General features: G+C 41.0%; 27 protein-coding genes. 18 read left to right on the top strand and 9 right to left on the bottom strand.

Annotated elements, in window-relative coordinates; translation table 11 throughout:
* The first annotated feature begins 18 nt into the window (after window positions 1-18).
* Window positions 19-3,459, top strand: coding sequence for a pyruvate carboxylase (pyc, locus tag MKY84_RS10435; RefSeq protein ID WP_342525938.1), 3,441 nt, complete (start codon window positions 19-21; stop codon window positions 3,457-3,459).
* A 218-nt stretch (window positions 3,460-3,677) separates the two neighbouring features.
* Here pyc and MKY84_RS10430 read toward each other — a convergent pair whose 3' ends face one another.
* Entirely contained in the window at window positions 3,678-4,598 is a 921-nt protein-coding gene (locus MKY84_RS10430; protein WP_342525937.1) for a heme A synthase, read from the bottom strand.
* 301 nt (window positions 4,599-4,899) lie between these two features.
* On the opposite strand from MKY84_RS10430, the gene cyoE reads away from it, so the two are divergent.
* From cyoE to MKY84_RS10395, 7 genes are all read left to right on the top strand, one after another.
* The gene (gene cyoE, locus MKY84_RS10425; RefSeq protein WP_204588944.1) at window positions 4,900-5,817 is read left to right on the top strand and encodes a heme o synthase; all 918 of its coding nucleotides are present in this window, start codon (window positions 4,900-4,902) and stop codon (window positions 5,815-5,817) included.
* A gap of 69 nt (window positions 5,818-5,886) precedes the next feature.
* Window positions 5,887-6,966: a cytochrome c oxidase subunit II gene (gene coxB / locus MKY84_RS10420; protein WP_342525936.1), complete on the top strand. Its 1,080-nt coding sequence runs from the start codon at window positions 5,887-5,889 to the stop codon at window positions 6,964-6,966.
* Between the two features lie 18 nt (window positions 6,967-6,984).
* Window positions 6,985-8,850 carry a cytochrome c oxidase subunit I gene (locus tag MKY84_RS10415; protein WP_342525935.1) on the top strand — a complete coding sequence of 622 codons (1,866 nt, stop codon included), beginning with the start codon at window positions 6,985-6,987 and terminating at the stop codon, window positions 8,848-8,850.
* Window positions 8,850-9,482 carry a cytochrome (ubi)quinol oxidase subunit III gene (locus MKY84_RS10410; protein ID WP_204588946.1) on the top strand — a complete coding sequence of 211 codons (633 nt, stop codon included), beginning with the start codon at window positions 8,850-8,852 and terminating at the stop codon, window positions 9,480-9,482. The genes MKY84_RS10415 and MKY84_RS10410 overlap by 1 nt, the downstream gene beginning before the upstream one ends.
* A gap of 1 nt (window position 9,483) precedes the next feature.
* Window positions 9,484-9,819 carry a cytochrome c oxidase subunit IVB gene (ctaF, locus tag MKY84_RS10405; protein WP_342525934.1) on the top strand — a complete coding sequence of 112 codons (336 nt, stop codon included), beginning with the start codon at window positions 9,484-9,486 and terminating at the stop codon, window positions 9,817-9,819.
* 675 nt (window positions 9,820-10,494) lie between these two features.
* Window positions 10,495-11,400 carry a cytochrome c oxidase assembly factor CtaG gene (gene ctaG / locus MKY84_RS10400; protein WP_342525933.1) on the top strand — a complete coding sequence of 302 codons (906 nt, stop codon included), beginning with the start codon at window positions 10,495-10,497 and terminating at the stop codon, window positions 11,398-11,400.
* 20 nt (window positions 11,401-11,420) lie between these two features.
* Entirely contained in the window at window positions 11,421-11,882 is a 462-nt protein-coding gene (locus MKY84_RS10395) for a DUF420 domain-containing protein (RefSeq protein ID WP_204588949.1), read from the top strand.
* A 40-nt stretch (window positions 11,883-11,922) separates the two neighbouring features.
* Here the strand turns inward: MKY84_RS10395 and ytvI are convergent, their stop codons facing one another.
* Together ytvI and MKY84_RS10385 are read right to left on the bottom strand one after the other, a co-directional pair.
* Window positions 11,923-12,984, bottom strand: coding sequence for a sporulation integral membrane protein YtvI (gene ytvI / locus MKY84_RS10390; RefSeq protein WP_342525932.1), 1,062 nt, complete (start codon window positions 12,982-12,984; stop codon window positions 11,923-11,925).
* 62 nt (window positions 12,985-13,046) lie between these two features.
* On the bottom strand, window positions 13,047-13,412 hold the full coding sequence (locus MKY84_RS10385; protein WP_204588950.1) for a YugN family protein: 366 nt from the start codon (window positions 13,410-13,412) through the stop codon (window positions 13,047-13,049).
* Window positions 13,413-13,544: 132 nt separating this feature from the next.
* On the opposite strand from MKY84_RS10385, the gene MKY84_RS10380 reads away from it, so the two are divergent.
* Window positions 13,545-14,618, top strand: a complete 1,074-nt coding sequence (locus tag MKY84_RS10380) for a CAP-associated domain-containing protein (RefSeq protein WP_342525931.1) — start codon at window positions 13,545-13,547, stop codon at window positions 14,616-14,618.
* Here the strand turns inward: MKY84_RS10380 and MKY84_RS10375 are convergent.
* Window positions 14,587-15,282: a hypothetical protein gene (locus tag MKY84_RS10375; protein WP_342528884.1), complete on the bottom strand. Its 696-nt coding sequence runs from the start codon at window positions 15,280-15,282 to the stop codon at window positions 14,587-14,589. The two genes, MKY84_RS10380 and MKY84_RS10375, sit on opposite strands and share 32 nt — an antisense overlap.
* A 104-nt stretch (window positions 15,283-15,386) precedes the next feature.
* Here MKY84_RS10375 and MKY84_RS10370 point away from each other — a divergent pair, with 104 nt between their 5' ends.
* Window positions 15,387-16,640, top strand: coding sequence for a Mur ligase family protein (locus MKY84_RS10370; protein WP_342525930.1), 1,254 nt, complete (start codon window positions 15,387-15,389; stop codon window positions 16,638-16,640).
* Here the strand turns inward: MKY84_RS10370 and MKY84_RS10365 are convergent.
* Entirely contained in the window at window positions 16,615-17,106 is a 492-nt protein-coding gene (locus tag MKY84_RS10365; RefSeq protein ID WP_342525929.1) for a PaaI family thioesterase, read from the bottom strand. The genes MKY84_RS10370 and MKY84_RS10365 overlap by 26 nt on opposite strands.
* A gap of 52 nt (window positions 17,107-17,158) precedes the next feature.
* Here MKY84_RS10365 and MKY84_RS10360 point away from each other — a divergent pair, with 52 nt between their 5' ends.
* Window positions 17,159-17,608: a YlbF family regulator gene (locus MKY84_RS10360; protein ID WP_342525928.1), complete on the top strand. Its 450-nt coding sequence runs from the start codon at window positions 17,159-17,161 to the stop codon at window positions 17,606-17,608.
* Between the two features lie 19 nt (window positions 17,609-17,627).
* On the opposite strand, the gene MKY84_RS10355 is transcribed toward MKY84_RS10360, so the two are convergent.
* Window positions 17,628-18,536 carry a glycerophosphodiester phosphodiesterase gene (locus MKY84_RS10355; RefSeq protein WP_342525927.1) on the bottom strand — a complete coding sequence of 303 codons (909 nt, stop codon included), beginning with the start codon at window positions 18,534-18,536 and terminating at the stop codon, window positions 17,628-17,630.
* A gap of 106 nt (window positions 18,537-18,642) precedes the next feature.
* Here MKY84_RS10355 and MKY84_RS10350 point away from each other — a divergent pair, with 106 nt between their 5' ends.
* Window positions 18,643-18,915, top strand: coding sequence for a DUF2129 domain-containing protein (locus MKY84_RS10350; RefSeq protein WP_342525926.1), 273 nt, complete (start codon window positions 18,643-18,645; stop codon window positions 18,913-18,915).
* Here the strand turns inward: MKY84_RS10350 and MKY84_RS10345 are convergent.
* Window positions 18,910-19,296 carry a methylthioribose kinase gene (locus tag MKY84_RS10345; protein ID WP_342525925.1) on the bottom strand — a complete coding sequence of 129 codons (387 nt, stop codon included), beginning with the start codon at window positions 19,294-19,296 and terminating at the stop codon, window positions 18,910-18,912. The two genes, MKY84_RS10350 and MKY84_RS10345, sit on opposite strands and share 6 nt — an antisense overlap.
* 76 nt (window positions 19,297-19,372) lie before the next feature.
* Between MKY84_RS10345 and rsmD the strand changes: the two genes are divergently transcribed.
* Together rsmD and coaD are read left to right on the top strand one after the other, a co-directional pair.
* The gene (rsmD, locus tag MKY84_RS10340) at window positions 19,373-19,933 is read left to right on the top strand and encodes a 16S rRNA (guanine(966)-N(2))-methyltransferase RsmD (RefSeq protein WP_342525924.1); all 561 of its coding nucleotides are present in this window, start codon (window positions 19,373-19,375) and stop codon (window positions 19,931-19,933) included.
* A 14-nt stretch (window positions 19,934-19,947) separates the two neighbouring features.
* The gene (coaD, locus tag MKY84_RS10335) at window positions 19,948-20,430 is read left to right on the top strand and encodes a pantetheine-phosphate adenylyltransferase (protein ID WP_342525923.1); all 483 of its coding nucleotides are present in this window, start codon (window positions 19,948-19,950) and stop codon (window positions 20,428-20,430) included.
* A 22-nt stretch (window positions 20,431-20,452) separates the two neighbouring features.
* Here coaD and MKY84_RS10330 read toward each other — a convergent pair whose 3' ends face one another.
* Window positions 20,453-21,250, bottom strand: a complete 798-nt coding sequence (locus MKY84_RS10330) for a hypothetical protein (protein WP_342525922.1) — start codon at window positions 21,248-21,250, stop codon at window positions 20,453-20,455.
* Window positions 21,251-21,360: 110 nt separating this feature from the next.
* Between MKY84_RS10330 and MKY84_RS10325 the strand changes: the two genes are divergently transcribed.
* Window positions 21,361-22,401 carry a SepM family pheromone-processing serine protease gene (locus MKY84_RS10325; protein WP_342525921.1) on the top strand — a complete coding sequence of 347 codons (1,041 nt, stop codon included), beginning with the start codon at window positions 21,361-21,363 and terminating at the stop codon, window positions 22,399-22,401.
* Here the strand turns inward: MKY84_RS10325 and MKY84_RS10320 are convergent.
* Complete coding sequence (locus MKY84_RS10320; protein ID WP_342525920.1) at window positions 22,391-23,584, bottom strand: nucleotidyltransferase; 1,194 nt, start codon at window positions 23,582-23,584, stop codon at window positions 22,391-22,393. The two genes, MKY84_RS10325 and MKY84_RS10320, sit on opposite strands and share 11 nt — an antisense overlap.
* 125 nt (window positions 23,585-23,709) lie before the next feature.
* On the opposite strand from MKY84_RS10320, the gene MKY84_RS10315 reads away from it, so the two are divergent.
* From MKY84_RS10315 to MKY84_RS10305, 3 genes are all read left to right on the top strand, one after another.
* Complete coding sequence (locus MKY84_RS10315) at window positions 23,710-24,234, top strand: YceD family protein (RefSeq protein ID WP_342525919.1); 525 nt, start codon at window positions 23,710-23,712, stop codon at window positions 24,232-24,234.
* A 21-nt stretch (window positions 24,235-24,255) separates the two neighbouring features.
* Window positions 24,256-24,429, top strand: a complete 174-nt coding sequence (gene rpmF / locus MKY84_RS10310) for a 50S ribosomal protein L32 (protein ID WP_094941571.1) — start codon at window positions 24,256-24,258, stop codon at window positions 24,427-24,429.
* 125 nt (window positions 24,430-24,554) lie between these two features.
* Entirely contained in the window at window positions 24,555-25,313 is a 759-nt protein-coding gene (locus tag MKY84_RS10305) for an enoyl-CoA hydratase/isomerase family protein (protein WP_342525918.1), read from the top strand.
* Window positions 25,314-25,377 lie beyond the last annotated feature (64 nt).

The following is a 25,377-nucleotide window of genomic DNA, read 5'->3' as shown; positions in this document are numbered from 1 at the left end:
CAAAGGGTGGCGATGAACGTGAGTAAAATTAACAAAATTTTAGTAGCAAACCGAGGAGAAATAGCAATACGGGTATTCCGAGCATGTACAGAGCTAGGAATTCGAACAGTGGCTATCTATTCTCGCGAGGACAACGGCTCATTTCATCGCTTCAAATCAGATGAATCGTATCTGGTGGGAGATGGAAAAAAACCAATCGATGCGTATTTAGACATCGAGAATATTATTGAAATTGCTAAAGATGCAGGCGTAGACGCGATTCACCCGGGCTACGGATTCTTGTCTGAGAACTTAGAGTTTGCCAAACGTTGTGAAGAAGAAGGCATTATCTTCATAGGGCCGACATCAAAGCACCTCGATATGTTTGGTGACAAAGTAAAAGCTCGTGATCAAGCAATTGCCGCAGGTATTCCTGTTATTCCAGGAAGTGATGGTCCAGTCAGCTCTCTAGAAGAATTAGAGGCATTCGGTAATACATATGGCTATCCACTCATGATTAAAGCATCGCTTGGCGGGGGTGGCCGAGGGATGCGTGTAGTGCCAACAAAAGAAGATTTACAAGAAGCCTTTGATCGGGCCAAATCAGAAGCGAAAGCGGCATTTGGTTCCGATGAAGTGTATGTAGAGAAGTTTGTTGACAAGCCAAAACATATTGAAGTTCAGATTTTAGGAGATAAGCACGGCAACTTGATTCATTTGTATGAACGAGATTGTTCGATTCAACGACGTCATCAAAAAGTAGTTGAGATTGCACCTTCAAACGCACTGAGTAAAAAACTTCGAGAAGAAATTTGTGAATCAGCTGTCAAGTTAATGAATAACGTTGGCTATATCAATGCAGGGACTGTTGAGTTTTTAGTGACAGATCAAGACTTTTACTTTATTGAAGTAAACCCTCGCATTCAGGTAGAGCACACCATCACAGAAATGATTACGGGTGTAGATATCGTGCACGCTCAAATCAAAATTGCGCAAGGTCTCAGTCTCTCAAGTGAAGAGATGGGAATTCCCGAACAAGATAAAATTCCATTGTTTGGTTTTGCGATTCAATCGCGCGTAACGACTGAAGATCCACTGAATCAATTTATGCCAGATACGGGTAAATTAATGGTCTATCGCTCTGGTGGTGGATTTGGTGTCCGTCTTGATGCAGGTAACGGCTTCCAAGGCGCAGTTATCACGCCTTACTATGATTCTCTTCTTGTAAAGGTATCCACATGGGGTATGACTTTTAAAGAAGCAGCAGCAAAGATGGACCGTAACTTACAAGAATTCCGTATTCGCGGAATTAAGACCAATATTCCTTTCCTTGAAAATGTAGTGAAGCATCCAAACTTTATTTTAGGGAAATTTGATACGAGTTTTATCGACACAACACCTGAATTATTCTTGTTCCCATCACGTCAAGACCGTGGAACAAAACTATTATCCTATATCGGAAATATCAGTGTGAACGGATTCCCGGGCATCGAACGCAAGCCTAAACCTGTGTTCCATTTACCACCACAATCTACTGAAAAATTCGATGTAAAATCTCTGTCAGGTACGAAGCAATTGCTAGACGAGCAAGGCGCCGAGGCTGTGGTCAAATGGATCAAAGAACAGAAAGATGTTTTGATTACAGACACTACATTCCGAGATGCCCATCAATCTTTACTTGCTACACGAGTTCGTTCGTATGATATGTATCAAATTGCTAACCAAACAGCCCACGGCATGAAAGATGCTTTTTCTCTGGAGATGTGGGGCGGCGCAACATTCGATGTAGCGTACCGTTTCTTAAAAGAAGATCCATGGGAGCGCTTGTTAACGCTGCGTGAAAAAATTCCGAATGTTATGTTCCAGATGTTATTACGTGGTGCTAACGCAGTTGGGTACAAAAACTATCCCGATAATGTGATTCGTGAATTCGTCCAAAAATCAGCTGATGCTGGGATTGATGTGTTCCGTATTTTTGATAGCTTAAACTGGATCAAAGGAATGGAAGTGGCAATCGATGCGACTCGCCAATCTGGGAAGATCGCAGAAGCAGCTATTTGTTATACGGGAGATATTTTAGATGATAGCCGTCAAAAATACACAGTTCAGTATTACAAAGACATGGCTAAAGAATTAGAAGCGGCTGGCGCACATATTCTTGCAATTAAGGATATGGCGGGGCTATTAAAACCTGAAGCAGCGTACCGTTTAATTAGTGAGCTGAAAGATACAACAGATTTACCGATTCACTTGCACACACATGACACAAGCGGAAATGGTGTATTCCAATACGCACGTGCTATTGAAGCGGGTGTGGACATCGTAGATACTGCTCTTGGTTCTATGAGTGGCTTAACTTCTCAACCCTCAGCAAGCTCCCTTTCTTATGCATTAACAGGCACTGGACGTACCATTCGCACAGATGTTCAAGAGCTGGAGTTATTGTCACAGTATTGGGAAGAAGTTCGTAAATACTACAGTGATTTTGAAAGTGGTATGAAGAGTCCGCATTCTGAAATCTATGTTCATGAAATGCCAGGCGGTCAGTACAGCAACTTACAGCAACAAGCAAAGGCTGTAGGTCTAGGTGAACGTTGGGAAGAAGTAAAAGACATGTATTCTCGAGTGAACTTATTGTTTGGTGATGTTGTAAAAGTTACTCCATCCTCAAAAGTTGTGGGAGACATGGCGCTATTTATGGTTCAAAACGATTTAGATGAGTATACAGTTTTAACAAAAGGTCAGTCGCTGGATTTCCCGGATTCTGTCATCGAATTCTTTGAGGGGTATATCGGCCAACCGTATGGCGGTTTCCCTGAAGAATTGCAATTAGTGATCTTAAAGGATCGTAAACCGATCACAGTACGTCCAGGAGAGCTTCTAGAGCCTGCAAACTTTGAACAGGTACGTGAAGAGCTATTTACCAAACTAGGCCGTCCAGTGAGCAGCCATGAAGTTTTAGCGCATCTTCTCTACCCTAAAGTGTTTGAAGAATACCGCACGACGGTCGATCAATTTGGGAATGTGTCCGTTTTAGACACGCCAACATTCCTTTACGGAATGAAGCTAGGCGAGGAAATTGAAGTGGAGATTGAAAAAGGGAAGACGCTAATGGTTAAACTTGTTTCCATTAGTGATGCTAACTTAGAAGGTCAACGCACCATTTACTTTGAGCTAAACGGTCAACCACGCGAAATTTACATTCAAGATGTTAATGTGGAGGTCAGTCATGTAGCAAAACGGAAAATAGAAACGGGCAATGAACAGCACATTGGTGCTACGATGCCGGGGACTGTTTTAAAGGTTGCTATAGCTAAGGGCAGTAAAGTTAAACGTGGTGAGCATTTGCTTATCACTGAAGCAATGAAAATGGAAACGACTGTTCAAGCACCTTTCAACGGGACGATTCAGGAGATTCACGTGGTGGCAGGAGAAGCAATCTCACCAGGAGATCTATTGATTGAAATCGAAAAGGCCTAATCAAAACCTTTGAACTACAAGTAAAAAAAGAGATTGGGACTAAAATAAATCAGCAAGTTCTCTAGGGTCAATTCTAGAGAATTTGCTGATTTTTGTGTCTATTACTGAATTTTGTCCCGCCCTCTTCTCTACAGATTATCTCTGGGTGCCTCACAGAGCGAGCAAACAAATTTATCGAAAACAAAAAAATCTGCTCGCACGAAGCGAACAGACTTTACTTAATCCCGTTTGTAATTGGCACGGCTTCTAGATACCAGAAGTATCATGTAACAAAGCAATCCAAAGAGTAACGTAATAAATAGTGAGTGCATCAAAGCAACATACAAGTTTAAGCGAGTTAACACAGATAACATGCCTGTCGTTGCTTGCAAGGCTACTAATGTAAATGCGATGATCCAACCATAATAAAGGACCTTCTGTGATTTATAGTTTTTAATGACATAAATCATGATATAGAGCAACCAGATGAAAATTAGTGCAGCTGCCGCGCGGTGTCCCATTTGTACCCATTCATACATGTTGCTCGGTAATGCGAATTCATCGTTTCGACAGAGTGGCCAATCACGACAAATCAAACTAGATTCTGTATGTCGGACTAGAGCCCCTGTGTAAATAACAATATAGGAATAGAGCGTGACACCAATTGTGTGGAAGCGTAGTTTGCGATCAATTACAAGTTGATTACTGTGGAACTTTTTATCTACTTCGAATACTAATAAGGTCAATAAGAACACTGAAGCAAACGAAATTAGAGAAATTCCGAAATGCAATGCAAGGATGAAGTCTCCTTGACCCCATAAAACCTGTGCAGCACCTATGAGTGCTTGAAGAACTAAGAAAAATACGGAGATGAACGCTAAAAACTTTGTTTCACGTACGTGACCGATTTTCCGCCATGACCAAATAGCAAGAGCTAAAATCAATACGCTGACACCAAGTGTGACAGCACGGTGAGAAAATTCAATTAAAACTTCGGCTGTAATTTCTTTTGGTATTAAATTTCCGTTACAATCTGGCCAATTGCGTCCACAGCCAAGACCACTTTCGGTTTTGGTTACTAACGCACCACCGAGCAAGATCATGAGCATACCAAGAGTGGAGAGGACGGCAAGAATTTTTAAGACTGGATGTATTTTCACTGCTTCACCTTCATTTCTATACCTTATCTGCTCTTTGATAATAGCGAAAATAGCACTAAAAAACAACGAACAAAAGAGAACCATGTCCTGTCTCTATTGTTATTTCACACTTTGTTCATAAATTCGTACCTTCCTTTTCACAACTCGACAACAGAAATCCATTACTATTAAGATGTTATGACAAAATGACGATGTAGGCCATAGATTTGTGAAATTCTCGGAACACGCTAGAAATTCATACGGTTTTTAGTTATAGTTAAGAGTAGCAGATTATGCTTACATGAATGAAAGGAGGCGCAACATGTCGAACAGTACGACATTAGCTACAACGTCTGAGCCGACTGTCGAATCGACAACGTGGATGCAAGATTTTTTAGCACTTATTAAAATTGGCATTGTGAATTCCAATTTGATTACTGCATTTACAGGTATGTGGTTGGCTTTTCAATTGACGGGACGTAGCTTTATACAGGAATTTGATCTAGTACTGCTGACAATTGGAGGATCTGCACTCATAATTGCTGGTTCGGCAGCGATGAATAACTGGATTGACCAAGATATTGATCCAATTATGAAGAGAACACGCAAGCGTCCAACAGTAACAGGTCGTTTTTCAAGTTCGTTGGTTCTGACGATTGCTCTGACTTTGCTCGTTGTAGGCGAAATATTGTTATTTATGGCATCTACATCTGCTGGTGTTTGGGGACTTGCCGGCATCATTAGTTATGTCGTGCTCTACTCTATGTGGTCAAAACGGAAACATGTCAGCAATACAGTTGTAGGAAGTATTTCAGGAGCTATTCCACCATTAATCGGGTGGGCGGCAATTGAACCTGTGATTGGCTGGGAAGCTTGGGCATTATTCTTAATTATGTTCATCTGGCAACCACCGCACTTCTATGCACTTGCTATGAAGCGAACAGAAGAATACCGAGCAGCTGACATTCCAATGTTACCAGTAGTAAAAGGCTTTAAACGCACAAAGCGCTCCATTTTAATTTGGGTACTTGCATTGTTACCAGTTCCTTTCTTACTAAGTTCATTAGGAACAGGGTTTTTAATCCTTGCAACAGCTCTCAATCTTGGATGGCTATGGCTTGCTCTAAAAGGCTATCGTACGCAAGATGATTTAAAGTGGGCAACAAAAATGTTTGTTTATTCCCTAAACTACATGACGATCTTATTCGTATCGATTGTGATCTTTGCAATCTTTATCTAATAAGAACCATGTAGAGCACATCCGTAAGCGAAGAACATTACAACTATGAAAGTGGGGTTTGATTTAGCGATGATGAAAGGGCTAAAAAAATGGCGACTCTTTTCAATGCTAGCGGCGCTTATGTTTTTCCTAGCTGCCTGTGGCCAAGAGCAAATTTCAACTTTGACTCCACGAGGTCCAGTAGCCTCTGAACAATTTAACTTGTTGATTCTTTCTACTGCAATTATGACCTTCGTAATTATTGTCGTTGTTGTTATCTATGTACTGGCACTCATGAAATTCAGACGCTCTAAAGTTGGGGAAGATACAATCCCTGAACAAGTAGAAGGAAATACAAAACTTGAGATTCTTTGGACAGTTATTCCAATCATCTTACTCGTTATTTTAGCAGTTCCGACTGTGTATTATACATATACACAAGCTGAAGTAGCTGGAATGGAAGAAGTAGACGAAGAAGGTAATAAAACAGCATTGACTGTAAACGTAAATGCACACCTTTACTGGTGGGAATTTGAATATCCAGACTTAGGAATCGTCACTTCACAGGAGTTAGTCGTTCCTACTGGAGAACGCGTTTACTTCAATTTGATGGCAGCAGACGTGAAACACTCGTTCTGGATTCCATCCATCGGTGGTAAATTGGATACAAACGTTGAAAACATCAACAAATTTTATTTAGAGTTTGATAAAGAATCTGAAGGCTTAAAAGATGGCGTTTTCTACGGAAAATGTGCTGAGCTATGTGGTCCGTCTCACGCACTAATGGACTTTAAAGTAAAATCTGTTAGCCGCGAAGATTTCGACGCGTGGGTAGCAGCTGCGAATGAAGAACCATCTGCACCTGAATCTGATCTAGCAGTTCAAGGTGAAGAGTTATTCGTTCAAAACGGTTGTATCGGATGTCACGCAGTATCTGCAGTTGGCGGAGCTGTTGCACAAGGACAAGGTCCAAACGTGGCGACATTTGGCGATCGTAACCGAGTAGCTGGTTACTTAGATTACACGGAAGAAAACTTAAAAGACTGGATCAAGAATCCACAAGAATACAAGCCAGGAAACAATATGCCTGAGTACCCTAACTTATCAGATGAAGAGTTAGATGCTTTAGCTGCGTATTTAATGGGCTTATCAGTAGAAAATAAGCAATAGTCGAAGGAGGTAGGAACTGTGAGCGCAATCGCACAGAAAAAAGGCTTTGGCTCCGTATTATGGGACTGGCTTACAACAGTTGACCATAAGAAAATTGCCATCCTTTATTTAGCATCAGGTGGATTCTTCTTCATTGTCGGTGGTATCGAGGCAATGCTGATTCGTATCCAGTTAGCTGTACCGGGTAACGACTTCTTAAGTGCCGGTCTATACAATGAAATCCTTACTATGCATGGTACGACAATGATTTTCCTTGCCGCCATGCCGATATTATTTGGATATATGAATGCCGTAGTTCCACTTCAAATTGGAGCACGTGACGTTGCATTCCCATTCTTAAACTCACTTGGTTTCTGGTTGTTCTTCTTCGGAGGAATTTTCCTTAACCTATCTTGGTTCATGGGAGGAGCGCCAGATGCTGGATGGACATCGTATGCATCGCTCTCGCTTTACTCACCTGGAAATGGTATTGACTTCTACGCACTTGGACTTCAGATCTCTGGGGCCGGTACGTATATTGCCGGGATTAACTTCCTAGTAACAATCATTAACATGCGTGCACCTGGTATGACATATATGCGTATGCCACTATTCACGTGGACAACGTTTGTCGCATCTGCACTTATTTTATTCGCATTCCCACCACTTACAATCGGTCTTTTCTTCTTGATCTTTGACCGTATGTTCGGTGCGAACTTCTTTGATCATACAATGGGTGGAAACACAATTATCTGGGAGCACTTATTCTGGATCTTCGGTCACCCTGAGGTATACATCCTGATTTTACCGGCATTCGGTATTTTCTCTGAAATCTTTGTCATCTTCTCACGTAAACGTTTATTCGGTTACTCAGCGATGGTATTTGCAACAGTTCTTATCGGTTTCTTAGGATTCATGGTATGGGCTCACCACATGTTCACAGTAGGTCTTGGGCCAACAGCAAACGCAATCTTCGCTGTAGCGACCATGGCAATTGCGGTACCAACTGGTGTGAAAATCTTTAACTGGCTCCTCACAATTTGGGGCGGTAGCATCAAAGTCACAACACCAATGCTTTACGCTTTAGGATTTATTCCTTCATTCGTAGCAGGTGGGGTAACAGGGATCATGCAGGCAGCTGCACCACTTGATTACCAATTACACGATTCATACTTCATCGTAGCTCACTTCCACTACGTAATCGTAGGTGGGGTAGTACTAGCAATCTTAGCGGGTCTGCACTTGTACTGGCCGTTAATGTTCAACCAAATGTTAGATGAGAAACTTGGAAAAATCACATTCTGGTTATTCTTCTTCGGTTTCCATGCAACATTCTTTATCCAACACTTCTTAGGATTAATGGGTATGCCACGTCGTGTATTCACATTCGTAGGAGACCAAGGTTGGGACGCATTCAACGCAATCAGTTCTGGTGGTGCCGTATTCATGGCACTTGGAGTTATCGTGTTAGTGGTGAACATCGTGAAAACTGTTGTTCAAAACAAACCGGCTGGAACGGATCCTTGGGAAGATGGACGCACACTTGAGTGGGCGATTCCACAACCAGTACCATTCTACAACTTCAAACGTACACCACTTGTTCGTGGTCTAGATACATTCTGGATCGAGAAACAAGAAGGAAATAAAGAAGGTATGACATACGCTGAACCACTTAGCGATATTCACATGCCAAACAACTCATTCATTCCATTTGTAATGTCACTTGGTCTGTTCATCGCATCATTTGGTGCACTTTACAACGGTGAAAAAACGTGGGCTGTTCCGGTACTAGTAATCGGTCTAGCCATCACACTTATCTCTATGGGTGTCCGTTCATGGAAAGATGACCACGGATATCATATCCATAAAGAAGATTTAATGGATGACAAAGGGGGTAAATACTAATGGCTGAAGAAATTAAATATACCCCACAAACGTGGCCGGAACATCCGGAAACGGCTAATCTTGAAGGTAAAAATAAGTTCTTAGGTTTCTGGTTATTCCTTGGTGGAGAGACTGTTCTCTTCGCATCTTTATTCGCAACATATTTAGCGTTGAAAGATAAAGGTCCAGAAGGTATGACATTCACGACACAGTCTTTGTTTAGTGAAGGATTACCTCTTGTATTCCTTATGACGATGTTACTTTTAACATCTTCTTTAACATCTGTTTACGCAATGTACCACATGAAGAACTTTAATTTCCGTGGTATGCAAACATGGATGGCAATCACTGTATTACTAGGTCTAGGATTCTTGGCTCTTGAGATCTACGAGTTCTATCACTATGTACACATTGGTTTCTACTTCTCACAGAGTGCTTTCTCTTCTGCATTCTTTACATTAGTTGGAACACACGGTCTTCACGTAGTGATTGGTTTAGGATGGATCATCCTTCTTATGCTACGTAATGCAAAACGCGGATTGTCTGTATACAATGCGCAGAAGTATTACACAGCTTCACTATACTGGCACTTCATTGATGTTGTGTGGGTATTCATCTTCACAGTAGTTTACTTGATGGGAGTGATGGGTTAAGATGGGTCACGATACACATGTTGTTGTAGCGAAAAACAAGACACAATATGAATACGCGCGTCGCAAACGTTCACATCACATGCAAATGCAAGTCGTTACTTTTGCGATTATGATTTTCTTAACATTTATCGCTTTTGCAACAGTAGCTGCAGGCATGTCTGCATTCTATGTAGCACCTATCATCTTGCTTCTTGCAGCAGTACAAGTAGTCCTTCAACTTTATTATTTCATGCATATGAGTGATAAAGGCCATAACATGGCTGCGTTCTTCTTATACAGTGGCGCATTGTTCGGCTTTACATTTGTCATCACATTCTTAACGATTGTTTGGTGGTAAGTGAGAAAGGCCCCCGGTTTGGGGGTCTTTTTTTATTTATAGGTACCTGTCCCATATCTATCTTTATAGGTACCTGTCCCAAACACTATTCTGACATTCATGACTATTCATTCATCATGCAAATTGACAGCTGATTTTTGCGTTATTATATACATATTTATAAAATGTGTTGGAATTGTTTGGGGGACAGGTACCTTTTGGGAACTGCTGGGATTTATTTATTTCACTTCATTTGATTGGGTGACAGGTACAGATTCTTCCAAGACTAGAGTTGAGTGGAGGGGCTGCTTTCCGAGGGCGCGTCGTGAGTCTCCTCGGCTGCGAGAAGTGCAAGCTTCTCGTATGCCAAGAGGAGGCTCCGGTATGCTCCCCCTGGAACTCACTACCGTAGCGTCAGAGATTGACGACATTAAAAGTTCTAGAGTGGAGTTCTCCACATCTCGGGTTATCGGGTTTCGACTTCGAATGAAATCGAGTTGCGCCTCCTAGAAATCCCGCAAAAAGCCATCGCATCCCATGAAGCAAAACACGCTTCACGGGCTCCGCTGTCATTTCGCACAATTTCTGACCAGTCGGCTCCACATCTAATAAGAATGTTCACTCCCTGTTCATTGATGTGAACGCATTTCGGGGCTATAATACAAGTAGTGACTGCATAAGGAGAGGTGAGATACCTTGTCAATTTCAGAATTCGGTTTTGTCGCAAACTGGAGTCCCTATCTATTTGTTATTCTAGCTCTACTCACAGCGGGCTATTTCTATATCACCGGACCAGGACGTCATCGCTTTGCTGTGTCTGAGCCAGTAACATCTTCAGAACGTTCATACTTTGTAGGGAGTATGCTACTTCTGTACATCGTCAAAGGATCACCTGTTGACTTGATAGGTCATATTTTATTCTCGGTACATATGGCACAAATGGCTATACTGTTACTATTAATTCCGATTCTCCTGATGAAAGGGATTCCATGGTGGATTTGGGAGACGCTTCTCAGCAAACCGCTTTTTGCAAAACCCTTTAATTTTGTAACAAAGCCATTGCTAGCGCTAGTTGTATTTAGTGCATTCTTTTCTTTCTACCACATTCCATTAATTTTTGATCAAATCAAAATGAATGAAATTTTACACACCGTAGTGACATTCGCGTTATTCTTATCTGCCATCTTTATGTGGTGGTCTGTGGTCGATGTGACGAAAAATCAAAAAACGCTACATGGGCTCAAAAAAATTGGATTTATTATAGGAAGTGCCGTATTAATTACACCCGCTTGTGCGCTTATCATTTTTGCAAGTGACCCGATGTATGCTACTTATACAGATGCAGATGCTTGGCAAAAAGCGATGGAGCTTTGTGTTCCAGCATCGACTCTTTCCCAATTATCTTTATCTGGACCAGAATTATTTACAAGCATGTCAGCTCATGAAGATCAACAGCTTGGCGGAATCATTATGAAAATTATCCAAGAGCTCATTTATGCTGTATTGTTATCGAGTGTATTTTTTGCTTGGTACCGTAATGAGCAAGACCGAGCAGATGAAATTACAGAACAAGCTATTCGCGATCTTCAAACGAGAGTATAAAGACTTAAAGGAGAATTGGAATGACGCTACCCTTATTGCCAACAATCAGTACATTTTTTATTGTACTCAGTGCTATACTAGTCGCAATTGGCTGGTACTTGATCAAGCAAAGAAAAATTGAAGCACATAAAAAAACGATGCTAGCTGCTGCTGCATCCGCATTAACATTCTTTATTATTTACGTATCGCGCACACTTTTTGTTGGAAACACAGCATTTGGTGGACCAGACGATATCAAAATTTATTACACGCTATTTTTAATCTTCCATATTATTTTGGCGACTACAGGTGCTGTGTTTGGTCTTACCACACTTTACTTAGGTCTCAAAAACAACATCGAAAAACATCGCAAATGGGGACCAATTACATCAGTAGTCTGGTTTTTTGTAGCTATTACAGGAGTCGCTGTCTATTGTCTTCTTTACGTATTCTATACGGGTGGAGAAACGACTTCACTTTTTAAAGCAATATTAGGGAATTAATAAAAAGCCTTTCCGATCACTTTGATCGGAAAGGCTTTTACTATAGTTTGAAATCTAATTTAATAATGCCAGCTTCTTTAGCTGTCGTGAAAATGATAACGACCAATGGGCCTACGATAAAGCCTACCAAGCCAAATAATTTAGCTCCAATAAACATCGCAATCAACACGGCTAGAGGGGACAAGCCCATCTGTGCACCCATCACTTTTGGTTCAACTGAACGTCGAATAATCAGTAAGATAACTGCTAGTATGGAGAGTTTAGTACCTAGAGCAATGTTTCCCATAGCAAATGCACCAATGGCCCATGGAGCAAGGACAATGATAGAGCCTAAAATAGGAATGACATCAATGATCCAAATGAAGATAGACATTACTAAAGCATATTCTGGAATAATAATGTAGAGCCCAATCAAACTAACAAGTAAAATAATAAAGCTGACAAGAACCTGCGCTTTCATAAAGCCAAAAATAACACGTTTGATTCCAGAGTACATAAAGAGTACTTTATCTGCCGTTTCATTGGAGAAATAACTGAAAAATTTTCCGCGTAACGCAGGGAGGTCGAGCATGAATAAGAATAAGGCAATTAAAAATACAATGAAGCTAACAAGTAGATTTGGAATTTCAGTAAGTAAAGCCGTAATATTTTCATAGTTCACTATGGCAAGGAGCGATTGTTGCAAACTTGTAAGTGTGGAATCAACTTCTTGTTGAATAGATTCTACGACTTCTAGTGGTAGTCCAGCTGTCATATCAAATAATTTATTTTGAATATTGATCCAAATGCCGCCTAAATCATTTAGATAGGATGGGAAGGCTTTTGACCATTCGATAATGCGTGAAATTAATGAAGTAATCATAAAGTAAAATAAGAGGATAAACAATCCGAACGTTAGTGTGTAATTCACTATTACGGAAGTTTTGCGGCTCAACTTAAAGCGATTTTGTGAAAAATGTACAAGTGGTTCAACAAAAATGGCAACAAGTAATGCCAAAATGATAGGTACCGAGACCGGCAAAATGACAAGTGCGAGAATAGCTAAGATAGTTAGTAAAATAATATTTCGTACTAGTGTACGATCGATTCGTTTCACTTTCACTGCATGCGCTCCTTTAGAAGTAGGTAAGAAAAAAGAGTAGAGTGACCTCTACTCCTTTCAAATTATGCGCGAATCTCAAATGCTTGTAAGTCAGCACGGATAGCTGCAAGCGTTTGTTCACATGATTTTAGTAAGTGTTTTGGGAACACTTCATCTTCTCCGTATTCAACACCGTGTGGATAGTAGTGCTTTCCAACAACCGGCTTCATTAGAGTCATCATCGCATCGTGTGCACCGACATCTCCATCCGTTGTATACGTAAACACGCGAAGGTAATATGTGCCCTCACGAATTACAAACTTCTTGTCATACGTAGCACGCTCATAGTCCCATGCACCAGCACGAACCATTCCATGTTTGTTCATAATGTCATCCAGTAGGTTCAAATCCACTACTAAATTCTCTAGACCAGTATTTTCAAAATACATGGAACACCCTCCTTTAGGTTTTCACCCTATTTCTTCTACTTAATAGTATAGGAAAATATGATCTGATGCAATGACAACATTGTGTCAGAACAGCGCTCACTGCTATACTAAAATGAAAAGGGAGGAGAGCAGATGAACAATTTAGCGAAGTTATTTATAGCAGCAGTTATAGTTGTCTTTGCTTTCGTCTTATTTGATCAACCGGTTCAAGAAAATGAGCTTTTAACAGAAGAAAGACAAACAGGACAAGTATTGCCTCAAGAGAATTTGACAGACTCAACTCCTGATTACAATGTTTTTTCGCGACCGAAAGAAGGAGTCTCGACTTTTGTAGGGAAACCAATTGAAGAATGGCGAAAGGCTTATGGTGATCCACTTCGAATCGAACCTTCTTTGTATAATTATGAATGGCATATTTATAAACATGATGTGATTAGTTATCAAATGGTGGGTGTAGAAGATGGCATCATTAATCAAGTATATGCTGCCGGAGAAGATGCACAGGTCAATCCTTATAAGGTGGGGCAATCACTCGAAGAGATTTATAGGTTCACATTAGTGCTTCCTGAAATCGGACTGGAGTTAAATGACAGCACCTATGTCCTGTCATTGAGTCCTTCCGATACACAACGCCGAATCTTGGTTCAATATGAAGGTTTATTCGCCCAGTTGTATATTGATACATTCGACAACGAGCTAGAGGGCGTAAGATTTATTACACCTGAAGTTCTTTTAATGCACAGAGCTTACGATACGTACTATGAGGGTGAAATGATCGAGATGACGTACCCAACCTCGACGATTCAAAATGCTGTCGACCGTGCAGCGGAACGAGAATTAATTGATTTGACGAATTTGTATAGAATGCGCCATGACTTGGAACCGTTGAAGCCTTACCCGGCTCTTGCCCAGATTGCTCGGAGTTACAGTGAAGAACTGGCTAAGAGTGAGACAGTGATGCAAGAGGAGTTTGAGCTCTCTAAGTACGAGGATAAGCTGAAAGAGTTTTCCATTCCCTATGAAAAAGCAGGTGGAAATAGTGCTGCGCTATACCGTGATCCAATAGAGGCTGCTAATGGTTGGATGAATTCAAAAGAGCACAGGGAGACCATTTTAGAACCTTCTTACACACACTTAGGTGTGGGTATATTTGCACAATTTTATACTCAAAACTTTATTGAGCTTGCTGAGGAAGATCCCGAATAAGTGTACCGCTGCCTTCAGTCAAATAAGACTGAATGGTTAGCGGTATTTTATGTTTCGCGGCAAATTGGGCGGCTCTTTGTTGGATGACTTCAAGTTCACAGAGTTGTTGATGAGTTAGACTTTTTGCGACGCAAGAAGATTCAGGTGGAAAATAGGCACCCTCCACATCTTTGAAAAAAATTGCTTCGCACTGAAAATAATGAGCAAATAATAACGCAGTAAAATCACTCCCACCTCGTTCAAATGTAGTGAAATAAGCTTCTTTTGTAACATAATGAAACCCTGGCACTACTGTTACAGAATATGTCTGAACACTTTCTTCACAATGTTTCATTTGAGAAGGGTGTAGCAAGCTGTCACCAACCAATCCAGCATTTGTTCCATAAAGCAGATTGCAAGAAATTCCGTTAGTTTTGATGAGAGCTGTCAGTAGGGAGGCTGATATGAATTCACCACTGCACTTTACTAACTCAAGTTCTGCTGAACTCGCTTCCCAAGGTGCGAGGGAAAGAAGTGTGTCAGTTGCATAGGGGTCACCTTTTCGACCCATTGCCGAAACAATGACTACTATGTGATGGCCACTATCAACAGCCATTTTAATTTTTGCTAAAACCTGTTGTCTAGATTCTTCCGTTTGCATTGCCCATCCTCCGTATTTGTGGATGACAACGGTATGTGCTTTCCCATTCCTTCACCTCCTGACATATAGTAGTGCACGTACTAAATTACTGTATGTATCAACACTTAATCTGTGTAAGGAAGTGGAAGATGATTGTTTCATTAGTAATTGATTCTGTCTATTGGAAGCCAAGCATTGCGGAAATCCCATATAGTCTAGAAACGTTGTCGGATCACTCCAAACATCAAGCAGATGCCATCTTAATTAATGAAAGAAATGCCCACTATTTTTCCTCGAAACCCAGTTGTGGAGTTCAACTAGCTTTTCAAAATTCTTCGCTCTTCTTGTTACAAGTGACTGATGCCCAACTAGTTATTGAAAATTACACACGTTACTTCTTCTCTAGTTGCCGTTCGATTAATCACTGGGTAGGGGTAACGGGAACTAACGGCAAAACAACTACTGTCTATTACTTAGAGCAACTTCTTTCCGATCATTATGCTGTAGCTACAATTGGGACGTTAGGAGTTCGCATTAAAGGCGAAAAAGTTAAAGAGGCCTTTAGCTCAAATACAACATTGCCACTACTAGAATTAATAAAAGCTGCAAAATTAGCTGTTGCATCAGGATGTGAAATTATTTTGTTAGAGGCTTCCTCGATTGGGTTTGTTGAGGGGCGGCTAAACAATATTCCGTTTAGTTGTATAGTTGCCCATGAAGTGTCACATGATCACCTGGACTACCATGGTTCATTCAACCATTACTTAGACGTGAAGCAACAAATTGTCCAATTGGCTAGCTGCTGCGTGGTCACAAAACCTGCTTATTTACAGGGCCTAAAATCTAAAAATTCTCTTGTTGTATTACCAACTTCAGATTTGCACAAATTAAACGAAGCAACAGCTGTCAGTTGTTGTGAATTTTTGCGACTCAGCTACACGAAAAAAAAGCTAACCTCTCCGCCAGGTCGCTATGAAGTAATTACTATAGGAGACGTAAGGGTAGTGATTGATTTTGCTCACACGCCTGATGCTTTACAAAAATTAGTGGATTCATTCCAAGGGAGTAAAACTTTAATTATTGGCTGTGGGGGAGATAGAGATCGCGCGAAAAGGGAAGTAATAGGGCAAATAGCAGAAATCCAGTGCAACCGGGTTATCATCACAATGGACAATCCACGATTTGAAGACAGTTTACAGCCACTGTTGGACATTAAAAAAGGCGCACCAAGCGCGCTCATCCTGGCAGACAGACGAGCCGCAATTTGGTACGCACTTACTACTAGTAAACAAGGAGATATCGTTATCATTGCTGGTAAAGGCAATGAACCCTTCATTGAGTATAGAGAAGTTAAGATTCCTTACACTGATCGCTCTGTTATTGAGGAGTGGGTAAATCAATAACAAAGAAAGAGCCTGTTGCATAAGCTATTCGCGTGCCTTGTGTATCATAAACCGATCCTTCAAGCACAAGCGTTTGACGGCCTTTGTGCAAGTAGGAAGCAATACTGTAAACATGAGCATCAGTTGTTGCCTTCGTGTAATGAATCGTTAAATTTGTAGTAACGGCACCTTTACCAACGGGACGTAGCTCTTTATTGACAAGGAAGCCCATCGCGTTGTCAATCAGAGTTGCTAGTATACCGCCATGTGGCATGCCAAATGAGTTGACGGTCAAAGGGGTAACGGGCATTTCGACACGACACGTATCTTCAGGGAATGAGATATCAAACTGAAAGGCTGCATTTATGTAAGTTGTGTAAAGTCCTTGTCGTTTATCCTTAAGACCTTGGACGAACGAGGTTAATAGGTGTTGTTCAGTTTCTGAAGCTTGTTCGTAAAAGCTTTGAATGGTTTCAGTGGATTGCAAGATAGTTTGCCCCTTTACTAAAGTTTGGTATGATGAAATGGGAGGGATCATCATGCAGATGACATCTGACTGGAGCGACATCTTAGATCATGTCGATGAACTGAATGAGTTCATCATGACTTCTGAAATCGTTGCAGCCTATCATAAAGCCTACCAGGATGTCTACTCGACACCTGAAGTAGCAAGAGTAGTCCATGAATTTTCACGTCTGAAAGAGACGTATGAAGAAGTCCAGCGATTCGGGAAGTACCATCCGGACTATAAATCGATTAATACTAAGATTCGCGTCAAAAAGCGTGAGATGGACCTGATTCCGCAAGTGACGGAGTTAAAGGCAGCTGAAAATGATGTGCAAGATTTATTAGATGAACTTAGCTTATTACTTGCGCACGCTGTATCTCATGATATAAAAGTACCTGTCAGCAATCCCTTTTTCCAGAGTGCGACAGGTTCTTGTAGTACAGGATGCGGCACTGGCTCTGGCTGTGCGTGTTCTGCTTAAAAGCTCCTTCGGGGGCTTTTTATTTTGTGCCAAATTCTGTGAGTTCAACGGCTAGATCGGGGCTATCTGTGACAATTCCATCTGCCCCTTTAGCAATCAGTTGTATCATTTGTTGTGGGTCATCAATCGTCCAATAATGTACTTTGATATTGAGTGAATGTAGAAATTGTATGAAACCACGAGTATCTAGACGAATCGATTTATGATTTACAGGGAGTTGAAAGACGTCAGCTTTTGGATGATAGAGATGTTTAAACTGACTAGTATAAGCGGCATAAGCTTTTCGAACTTCTTTTTCTCCAGCCCCTAAGGCAACTCTGTTCTGTGCATACAAGTTGAAGCGATCGATTTGCTCATCATAAAAGCTAGTAACGACCACACGGTCTAAAGCATTTGCTTCATCTAAAATCCTCCAAAGTCTAGAAGGCATTAACGATCCTTCATAAGAGGAGGGTGAATCCTTCATGTCCATATTGATATAGAGAAACGGATAACGTTCTAATAATTCTTGTAATGTAATAATTTTAGCTTTTTTCAATTCCTCATCAGTTAAGAGGTCACGTTTTTCAAAGCGTTCACTAAAGTCAATTGCTTGCACTTCTTGAAGAGACATTTGGCTTATGCTGCCGGTTTGTCCACTAGTGCGGTCAACTGTATCATCGTGAAATACAATGATGTGTTCGTCCTTCGTCATACGCAAATCAATCTCAAACCCGTGGACTCCTAATTCAGCCGCTTTTTCAAAAGCCAAGAGTGTGGATTCAGGAGCCAGATTGGATCCTCCGCGATGAGCGAGTATGCAGGTTGCTTCAGTTGATAGAACTTTCTTTATTGCACGTGGCTGGGGATTTGAAAGTGCTTTAGATCCAGCCCAAGCAGTCCCTGCTGCGGCTGCGACAAATAAAGCAATCGTTCGTTTACGTGTCATGCGGGTAGCCTCCAATTAGATTCAGTTTTCAGATTTTCCCTGCTGTGGTAGACTTAACTTACTATGAATACACCAAATCTGCAACTACCGAAAGCGAGGAATGGGAATGATTCAAAGACAAGGTCTGATTGTTTATGTCAACCATTTAAAACATGCGAAAACCTTACGGAAATATGGCCATGTTTACTACATTTCTCGTAAATTAAAATATGTGGTTCTTTACACTAATCAAGAAGACATAGATACTGTCACTACTAAACTTTTAAAATTACCGTTTGTTAAAAAATTAATGCCTTCAGAACGTCCTTCTATTAAAACTGAGTACGAGAACTCAAAGCCTGATAAAGCAAAAGAATACGATTACAAAATCGGCCTATGATAATGGTGGTAGCAAGTGATTCAACCGCATAATGGCGATTAGCGACTGGTAGTAATGCTCTACTGAACCAAATTCACTTGAATGCTTCACCTCAAGCGTCACAGGAACAATATCCAAATCAGCCATCGTTTGTTCAAATGCAAGCTGCCTGCCTGTTTTCGGAAGTTGGTGCGGGATCCCTTCTCTGCAACAATAAATGGGTATAAAAGGAACGTCTCCAGCTGGTTTTAATGCCAGTGCCAAGGAGACACTTTTTTTGTCATTTTTCGTTCCGTGTAAAATGAAGGCATGGTGAATACGGTGTTTGTTAGTACGTGCTAGTTCACATAGTTCGAATACATCTCCGTATCCTTCACCAAGCTCAATAAAGCGTTGAATCATAGTGTAACGTCCTTTCTTGTTTAAGCTACTTATGTTAATTTACTAAATATCGCACCAATTGGAAAGGGGGGAGATGATGCGAATCGTCTCGGGAACACGCAAAAGTATTCCATTAAAAGCTTTACCGGGTGAGGCTACACGTCCAACTACTGATAAAGTGAAAGAGTCACTTTTTAATATTTTAGGGCCTTATTTTGACGGAGAACACGTTTTAGACCTGTTTGCAGGATCAGGCGGTCTCGGATTAGAAGCTTTAAGTCGCGGTGCTTCACACGCCTTGTTTGTCGAGAAGAATGGCAAGGCTGTTCAAGTCATAAAAGAAAATATCGATAAGACCCGATTCTCTGACCAGGCAGAACTTTATAAGATAGATGCAAAATATGCAATCGAGCGCATGGTGCAAGAACAGAAAAGTTTTGATTTAGTGTTTTTTGATCCCCCTTATGCACAAGTGCAATTGTATGGATTAGCTAACGCCCTATTTGAAAAAGGATTAATAGCTAAAGATGGAATTGTAGTATGTGAGCACGACAGAAAACAAGATATAGAACATCTTATTCCATTAGCGACCTGTTACCGGAAAGAAGTTTATGGTAGCCTGGCTATCTCATTTTTTGAACAGACTACCTCTATTTAAAGGAGATCACGTATATGAAAATTGCAGTCGTGCCAGGATCATTTGACCCTATTACGAATGGCCATTTAGACATTATCACACGAGCATCCGTGATATTTGACAAAATTAAAGTGGTTGTGTTGAACAATTCCTCCAAAAACCCTTTGTTTACAGTAGAAGAACGAATGCGCTTAATCGAACAATCCACTGCCCATCTGGGTAATGTGGAAGCAGATACGTTCTCAGGATTATTAGTGGATTATGCAAAGCAAGAAAATGCACAAGCTATCATTCGCGGGCTAAGAGCAGTATCAGATTTTGAATATGAAATGCAAATCACATCCATGAACAGAAAACTAAACGATCAAGTTGAGACGCTTTTCATTATGACGAAAAATGAATATTCTTTCTTAAGCTCTAGTATTGTGAAAGAAGTAGCAAAATATGAAGCCCAGCTCCATGAATTTGTACCAGCTCCCGTAGAGAAGGCCTTGCGTGAGAAATTTACAAAAGAATGATGAAGCCGAGTGCTTCATTTTTTTATGCCAGACAGTAAAGAATGAGTCCCAATACGAGCATCGTTAGCAATCGTGTAGCCCAATAAGGGGCAAAAGAAATTCCTAACCCTCGTAATAGCAGGTAATTTTGGAGATGAATACTCATACCTGTAAATCCAATCAGCAAACCGTAATAAAAAAGAGGTACATTTAAATCGGCAAATTGTTCTATACCAGCTGACAGTTCTAATACGCCATAAAGTATGGCGGCAAATGAATCGGGCAATACGAAGGTTTGAACCAACACTTCAGCGAGTGAGCTGCTGACAATAACAGACACCGCAATAATTGTTAAAGTCTCTGAAATGGATAAGAAGAAAGACTGAGCAGGTCGACGTGGCAAGGAAACAGCAGGTTCAAGTGTTGAACTTTTGCGTAATAGCCAAAGGATGAATATACTCAAATTAATACCATGCAGCAATAAGTAAAGCGTTATCCCAATCATTCGATCATTAAGACTCGCAATTCCTACAAAAGCGATTAAAAACATAGGGCTAGGAAATTGCAACGCAGCAAGCAACCAAGCGGGGGACTTTAATCGCCCTTGCTCATAAGCCTGTTTCACGAGTAAAGCGCCATTAGGATAACCACCTACCGATGCCAAACAATACATCCAAAAAGCCGACGGAGATGTAGTTTTTCGAGTGACCGTGTGCATGAATAGCTTGGAAAATGTTAAAAATGGAAGCAGATATGGTACTAGCACAGTCAAAAACAGGGTGAGCCCACTCGTAGCACCTTCGAAAGAAGCGACAGGGAAAAACAGACCAAGTACCATCATGATCAAACAGCTTAATTGGATGAGTTGGTGAACGGGAGTCAACTCCTACAAGTTTTTAATGGAGACGAGTGCATCTAGAGTTAGATAGCTAACGGAAATGAGGAGAACAGATGAAGAGATGGGCAGGACCATTTGGAATTCTAGCTGCATTATTATTTTTGTTTTATCCGTTGGATTATTATATTTCAAAACCAGGTGGCGCATACGAACTGTCACCGATAGTCGAGGTAGAAGCAAAAGACCGTGGGGATGAAGGGGAATTGCGCTTGTTAACCATTGCATTATCAAAAGCGACGCCCGCCACCTATATATATCAGTCTTGGCGTGATCCCGAACATCTCATGAAAGCGAACCAAATTCGCAGAGAAGATGAAGATGATGAAGCTTACGAAGTGAGACAGTTAAAATTGATGTCGAATTCGCAATTGAATGCTATACAGGTAGCCTATGATAAGACAGGGTACCCTTATGAACTTGTAAACAATGGATTGTTTATTTATTCTGTAGTGAAAGAAAGCCCGGCAGATGGCATTTTAAAGCCAGGTGATCGCATTCAAGCAATTGATGGGTCGACCGATGTAAGTGAGACAGCACTGCAAGAATTTATTTTAACAAAAGACGTAGGAGACACTATTAACTTAACGATTGACCGAGATGGTGAAAAGCAACAAGTGACCATTACATTAGGAAGCATTCCTGAATTGCCGGATCGCCCAGCAGTTGGGATTTCGTATCAGCAAGATCAAGAGATTACTACGGAACGAGAAGTCGTATTTCAGTCTGAAGAAATCGGTGGGCCTTCTGCAGGTCTTATGTTCACGCTTGAAATCATGAATCAACTTGTTGAGGGAGATTTGACCAAAGGTTACCGTATTGCAGGTACTGGTGAAATAGCGGGGGATGGCACTGTAGGTCGCATTGGCGGTATCGACTTAAAAGTCGTCGCAGCTGCTAACGAAGAGGTGGATTTCATGTTTGCGCCAGACGATGTAATTGCCGCAGACATATTAGAACAAAATCCAGATTTACAAAGTAATTATCAAGATGCTCTTGACGCTAAGGAAGAGCTTGGTTTAGACATTGAAATTGTACCTGTTAAAACAATTGATGATGCACTGGACTATTTAGAAAAACTGCCTCCTAAATCCTAAGAGGCAGTTTTTTATGTTCCGTTCCAACTAAATCGTGTAGCTTCGCCGATGAAAAGCCCAAGTAATAAAGGTCTGAAGAACGACTATCATGAGCCAAGAATGGAGAATCACTGCTAGCTAAACGAGAAACAAGTGGGAGCAAGAAGTCCTTTTTATATTGATTTAAATACGCTTGCCCAGCTTTCGTCATACCAAGAAGACGTATGGCATCCGGCATCTCTCTAGAACGTTGAGTTTCTAAAAAACCGGTATAAATATGTGTCACCATTCGTTGTAATCTAGTCCAGGTATAACGTTTTGATTTTAAATTGTGCATAAATTGAGTATAACTAGTAGAGGATTTGGCATGTTTGTGAATAGCATGTTCAATTCCTTCAGTGACTTCTGCATGTTGTTTCAGCTGTTCTGGCGTCTTGGACAAAATAGCATAGCGCAGTGTTGGCCAAAATTCCTCCCAGCTAGCAAATTGTTGGTACTCTTCATTCCAATTTTGCAACAATCGGTATGTAGTAACAGGAACATGTTCTCCAGGAATCGTCAATGTTTCAAATAATGAGTGACGAATACCGGTAGCACTAGCGATTGCTTGTCCTTCTTCGATAAAGTCGTGATAGCCTGCCCCGATTCGTTGAATAGTGAGCGGTTGAATAGTTTTATCATACGCGGCTTCTACATAATGAAAGCCAAGTATATTGTTTGGTAGAGACAAATCAACGGATTTAGCACTGTCTGGATTTAGACTTTGAAAAGCATCCTGTAAAGCCATTGGGTAGCTCTTGCCACTAGAGAGCGACTCTTTGATTTGTAGATTGTAGCGCTGTTGATTGGAGTGAATAAGCGAATGAGTGGTTAAAAAATCTTCTACTCGACCATGTTCACTTCCAAATACAAACGTTTCACACTTCAAATGATCTAATAGATGGATAGCACCCTGTGCAAATTCTTTAGCAGACGCTGTAGCATAGCGGTAAGGTAACTCGATGACAAGATCCACGCCACTTGATAAGGACATTTCAGCGCGCGTCCACTTATCTACCAGAGCCGGCTCACCACGTTGCAGGAAATTTCCTGACATCACGGCGATTACTACATCTGCACCTGTCACTTCGAGTGCTTGTTGAACATGATAAGAATGTCCATTATGAAAAGGATTATGCTCCACAACTACACCTGTCGCTTTCAATTTTCATCGCTCCTTCGTATACTAGTATCAGTATACGTGCATAGAAAACAGGTGACAAGAAATTATCTTGACATCTATTTCTGCACGTTATATAATCAACTTTGTTGTCTTGAGGTGATAAACGTATGAAATGGACAATTCATCAATTGGCGAAATACCGTCGCAGTCATATGGATATTGACGAAGAAGTTCATCTTCCTGAACTGATGAAACGAAATCCTGAGATTCGGCACGTATCACCCGTACATGTAAAGGCCCGTTGCACAGTTGGTGCAGCGAGTTTAACTTGCCACTTTCAGTTAGAAGGACACCTCATTTTACCATGTTCAAGGACATGGGAAGATGTTGAATTTCCATTTTCGATTGATTCAACAGAAATGTTTGATTGGTCAGAGCATGCTGCAGAAAGCGAGAATGTCCATCCTGTTGAAGGAGACGTAATTCACGCCGACCCAGTTTTGGAAGAATTGATTCTTTTGACTATTCCTCTACAAGTTTTTAAAGAAGATGCAGACGAGCGGAGGCCGGAAGGCGGAAGCTTTTGGAGTTATGCAACGGAAGAAGAGCTGAAGGAAAAGGAAGCTGGCGAACAAAAAACGGATCCAAGACTTGCTGAATTAGCTAAGTATTTTGATCAAACAGACGATTAGATCTGTAAGGAGGTGCCATCAATGGCTGTACCATTTAGAAGAACTTCTAAAACTGCAAAAAGAAAGCGTCGTACGCATTTCAAACTATCTGTACCAGGTATGGTTGCATGCCCTAACTGTGGTGAAGCAAAATTGGCTCACCGCGTATGTAAGTCATGCGGTCACTACAAAGGGAAAGAAGTTGTAAGCAAATAATTCAGTATTTGCGCAACACTGTTTTAGAACATAAATACTGATAACTTTTAGAGTTATCCGTATAATAAAGACTACCAGAGAGACCATGGCTCTTTGGTAGTCTTTTTTTTATGGGAGGAAATTGGATGAGTTTTCGCATCACTCAATTGGACGGTATCGTTCAGTTTCAAATTACAAGACCAGAAATACATAACGCGGTCAATCATGAAGTGATTGACGGCATCGCACTCTTTATCGAAAGACTTGCTAAACCCGATGTTCATTTTGGTGTCATCACGGGAGAAGGGAACCGAGCGTTTTGTAGCGGGGGAGACCTTAGCGTCTTTCATTCCTTACGCACCGAACAGCAAGCGTGGGAAATTCACGAACGCATGGCTACTCTTCTTTATGAACTCGCCATACAACCCGTACCGATTATTGCATTAGTCAATGGAACAGCTATTGGTGGAGGAGCTGAAATTGCTTCAGCTTGTGATTACCGTCTCGTTCATACAGATGCTAAAGCAGGTTTTGTTCAAGGTCGCTTAGCCATAACTTCAGGCTGGGGAGGGACAACTCTCTTGCAGGTGAAAGGGATGGCCTATGATCAACTACTTCGATTTACAACAGAAGCAGAGCCACTTTCTGCGCACGAATTAGCTAAACTTAATTGGGCAACAGAAGTGTTTGAAGGAGATAAATGGGCAGCTTTAGCAGACTTTTTAGTAAAAATGAAACAACATCATCCAAGTGTAGCGAAGGCCTATAAAAAAATAGTGACTGCTCCCCTACGCGAAAAAGCAGTACTGGATCGCATAATGCAAGAAGCCAAAACATGCGCTGAACTATGGGAACAACCTGCCCATCATGAAGCCGTCGATCGTTTTTTATCCCGCAAAAAATAAAAAGTGCGGACAATTTGAATTAATTTGTCAATTCATAGTTGAAATCGCTTTCATCTTTCGTATA

The organism is Chryseomicrobium sp. FSL W7-1435 (genome assembly GCF_038595005.1).
Taxonomy (GTDB): Bacteria; Bacillota; Bacilli; order Bacillales_A; family Planococcaceae; genus Chryseomicrobium.
The sequence above is the reverse complement of the archived record's forward strand: the minus strand, read 5'-3'. Positions and strand labels throughout refer to the sequence as shown.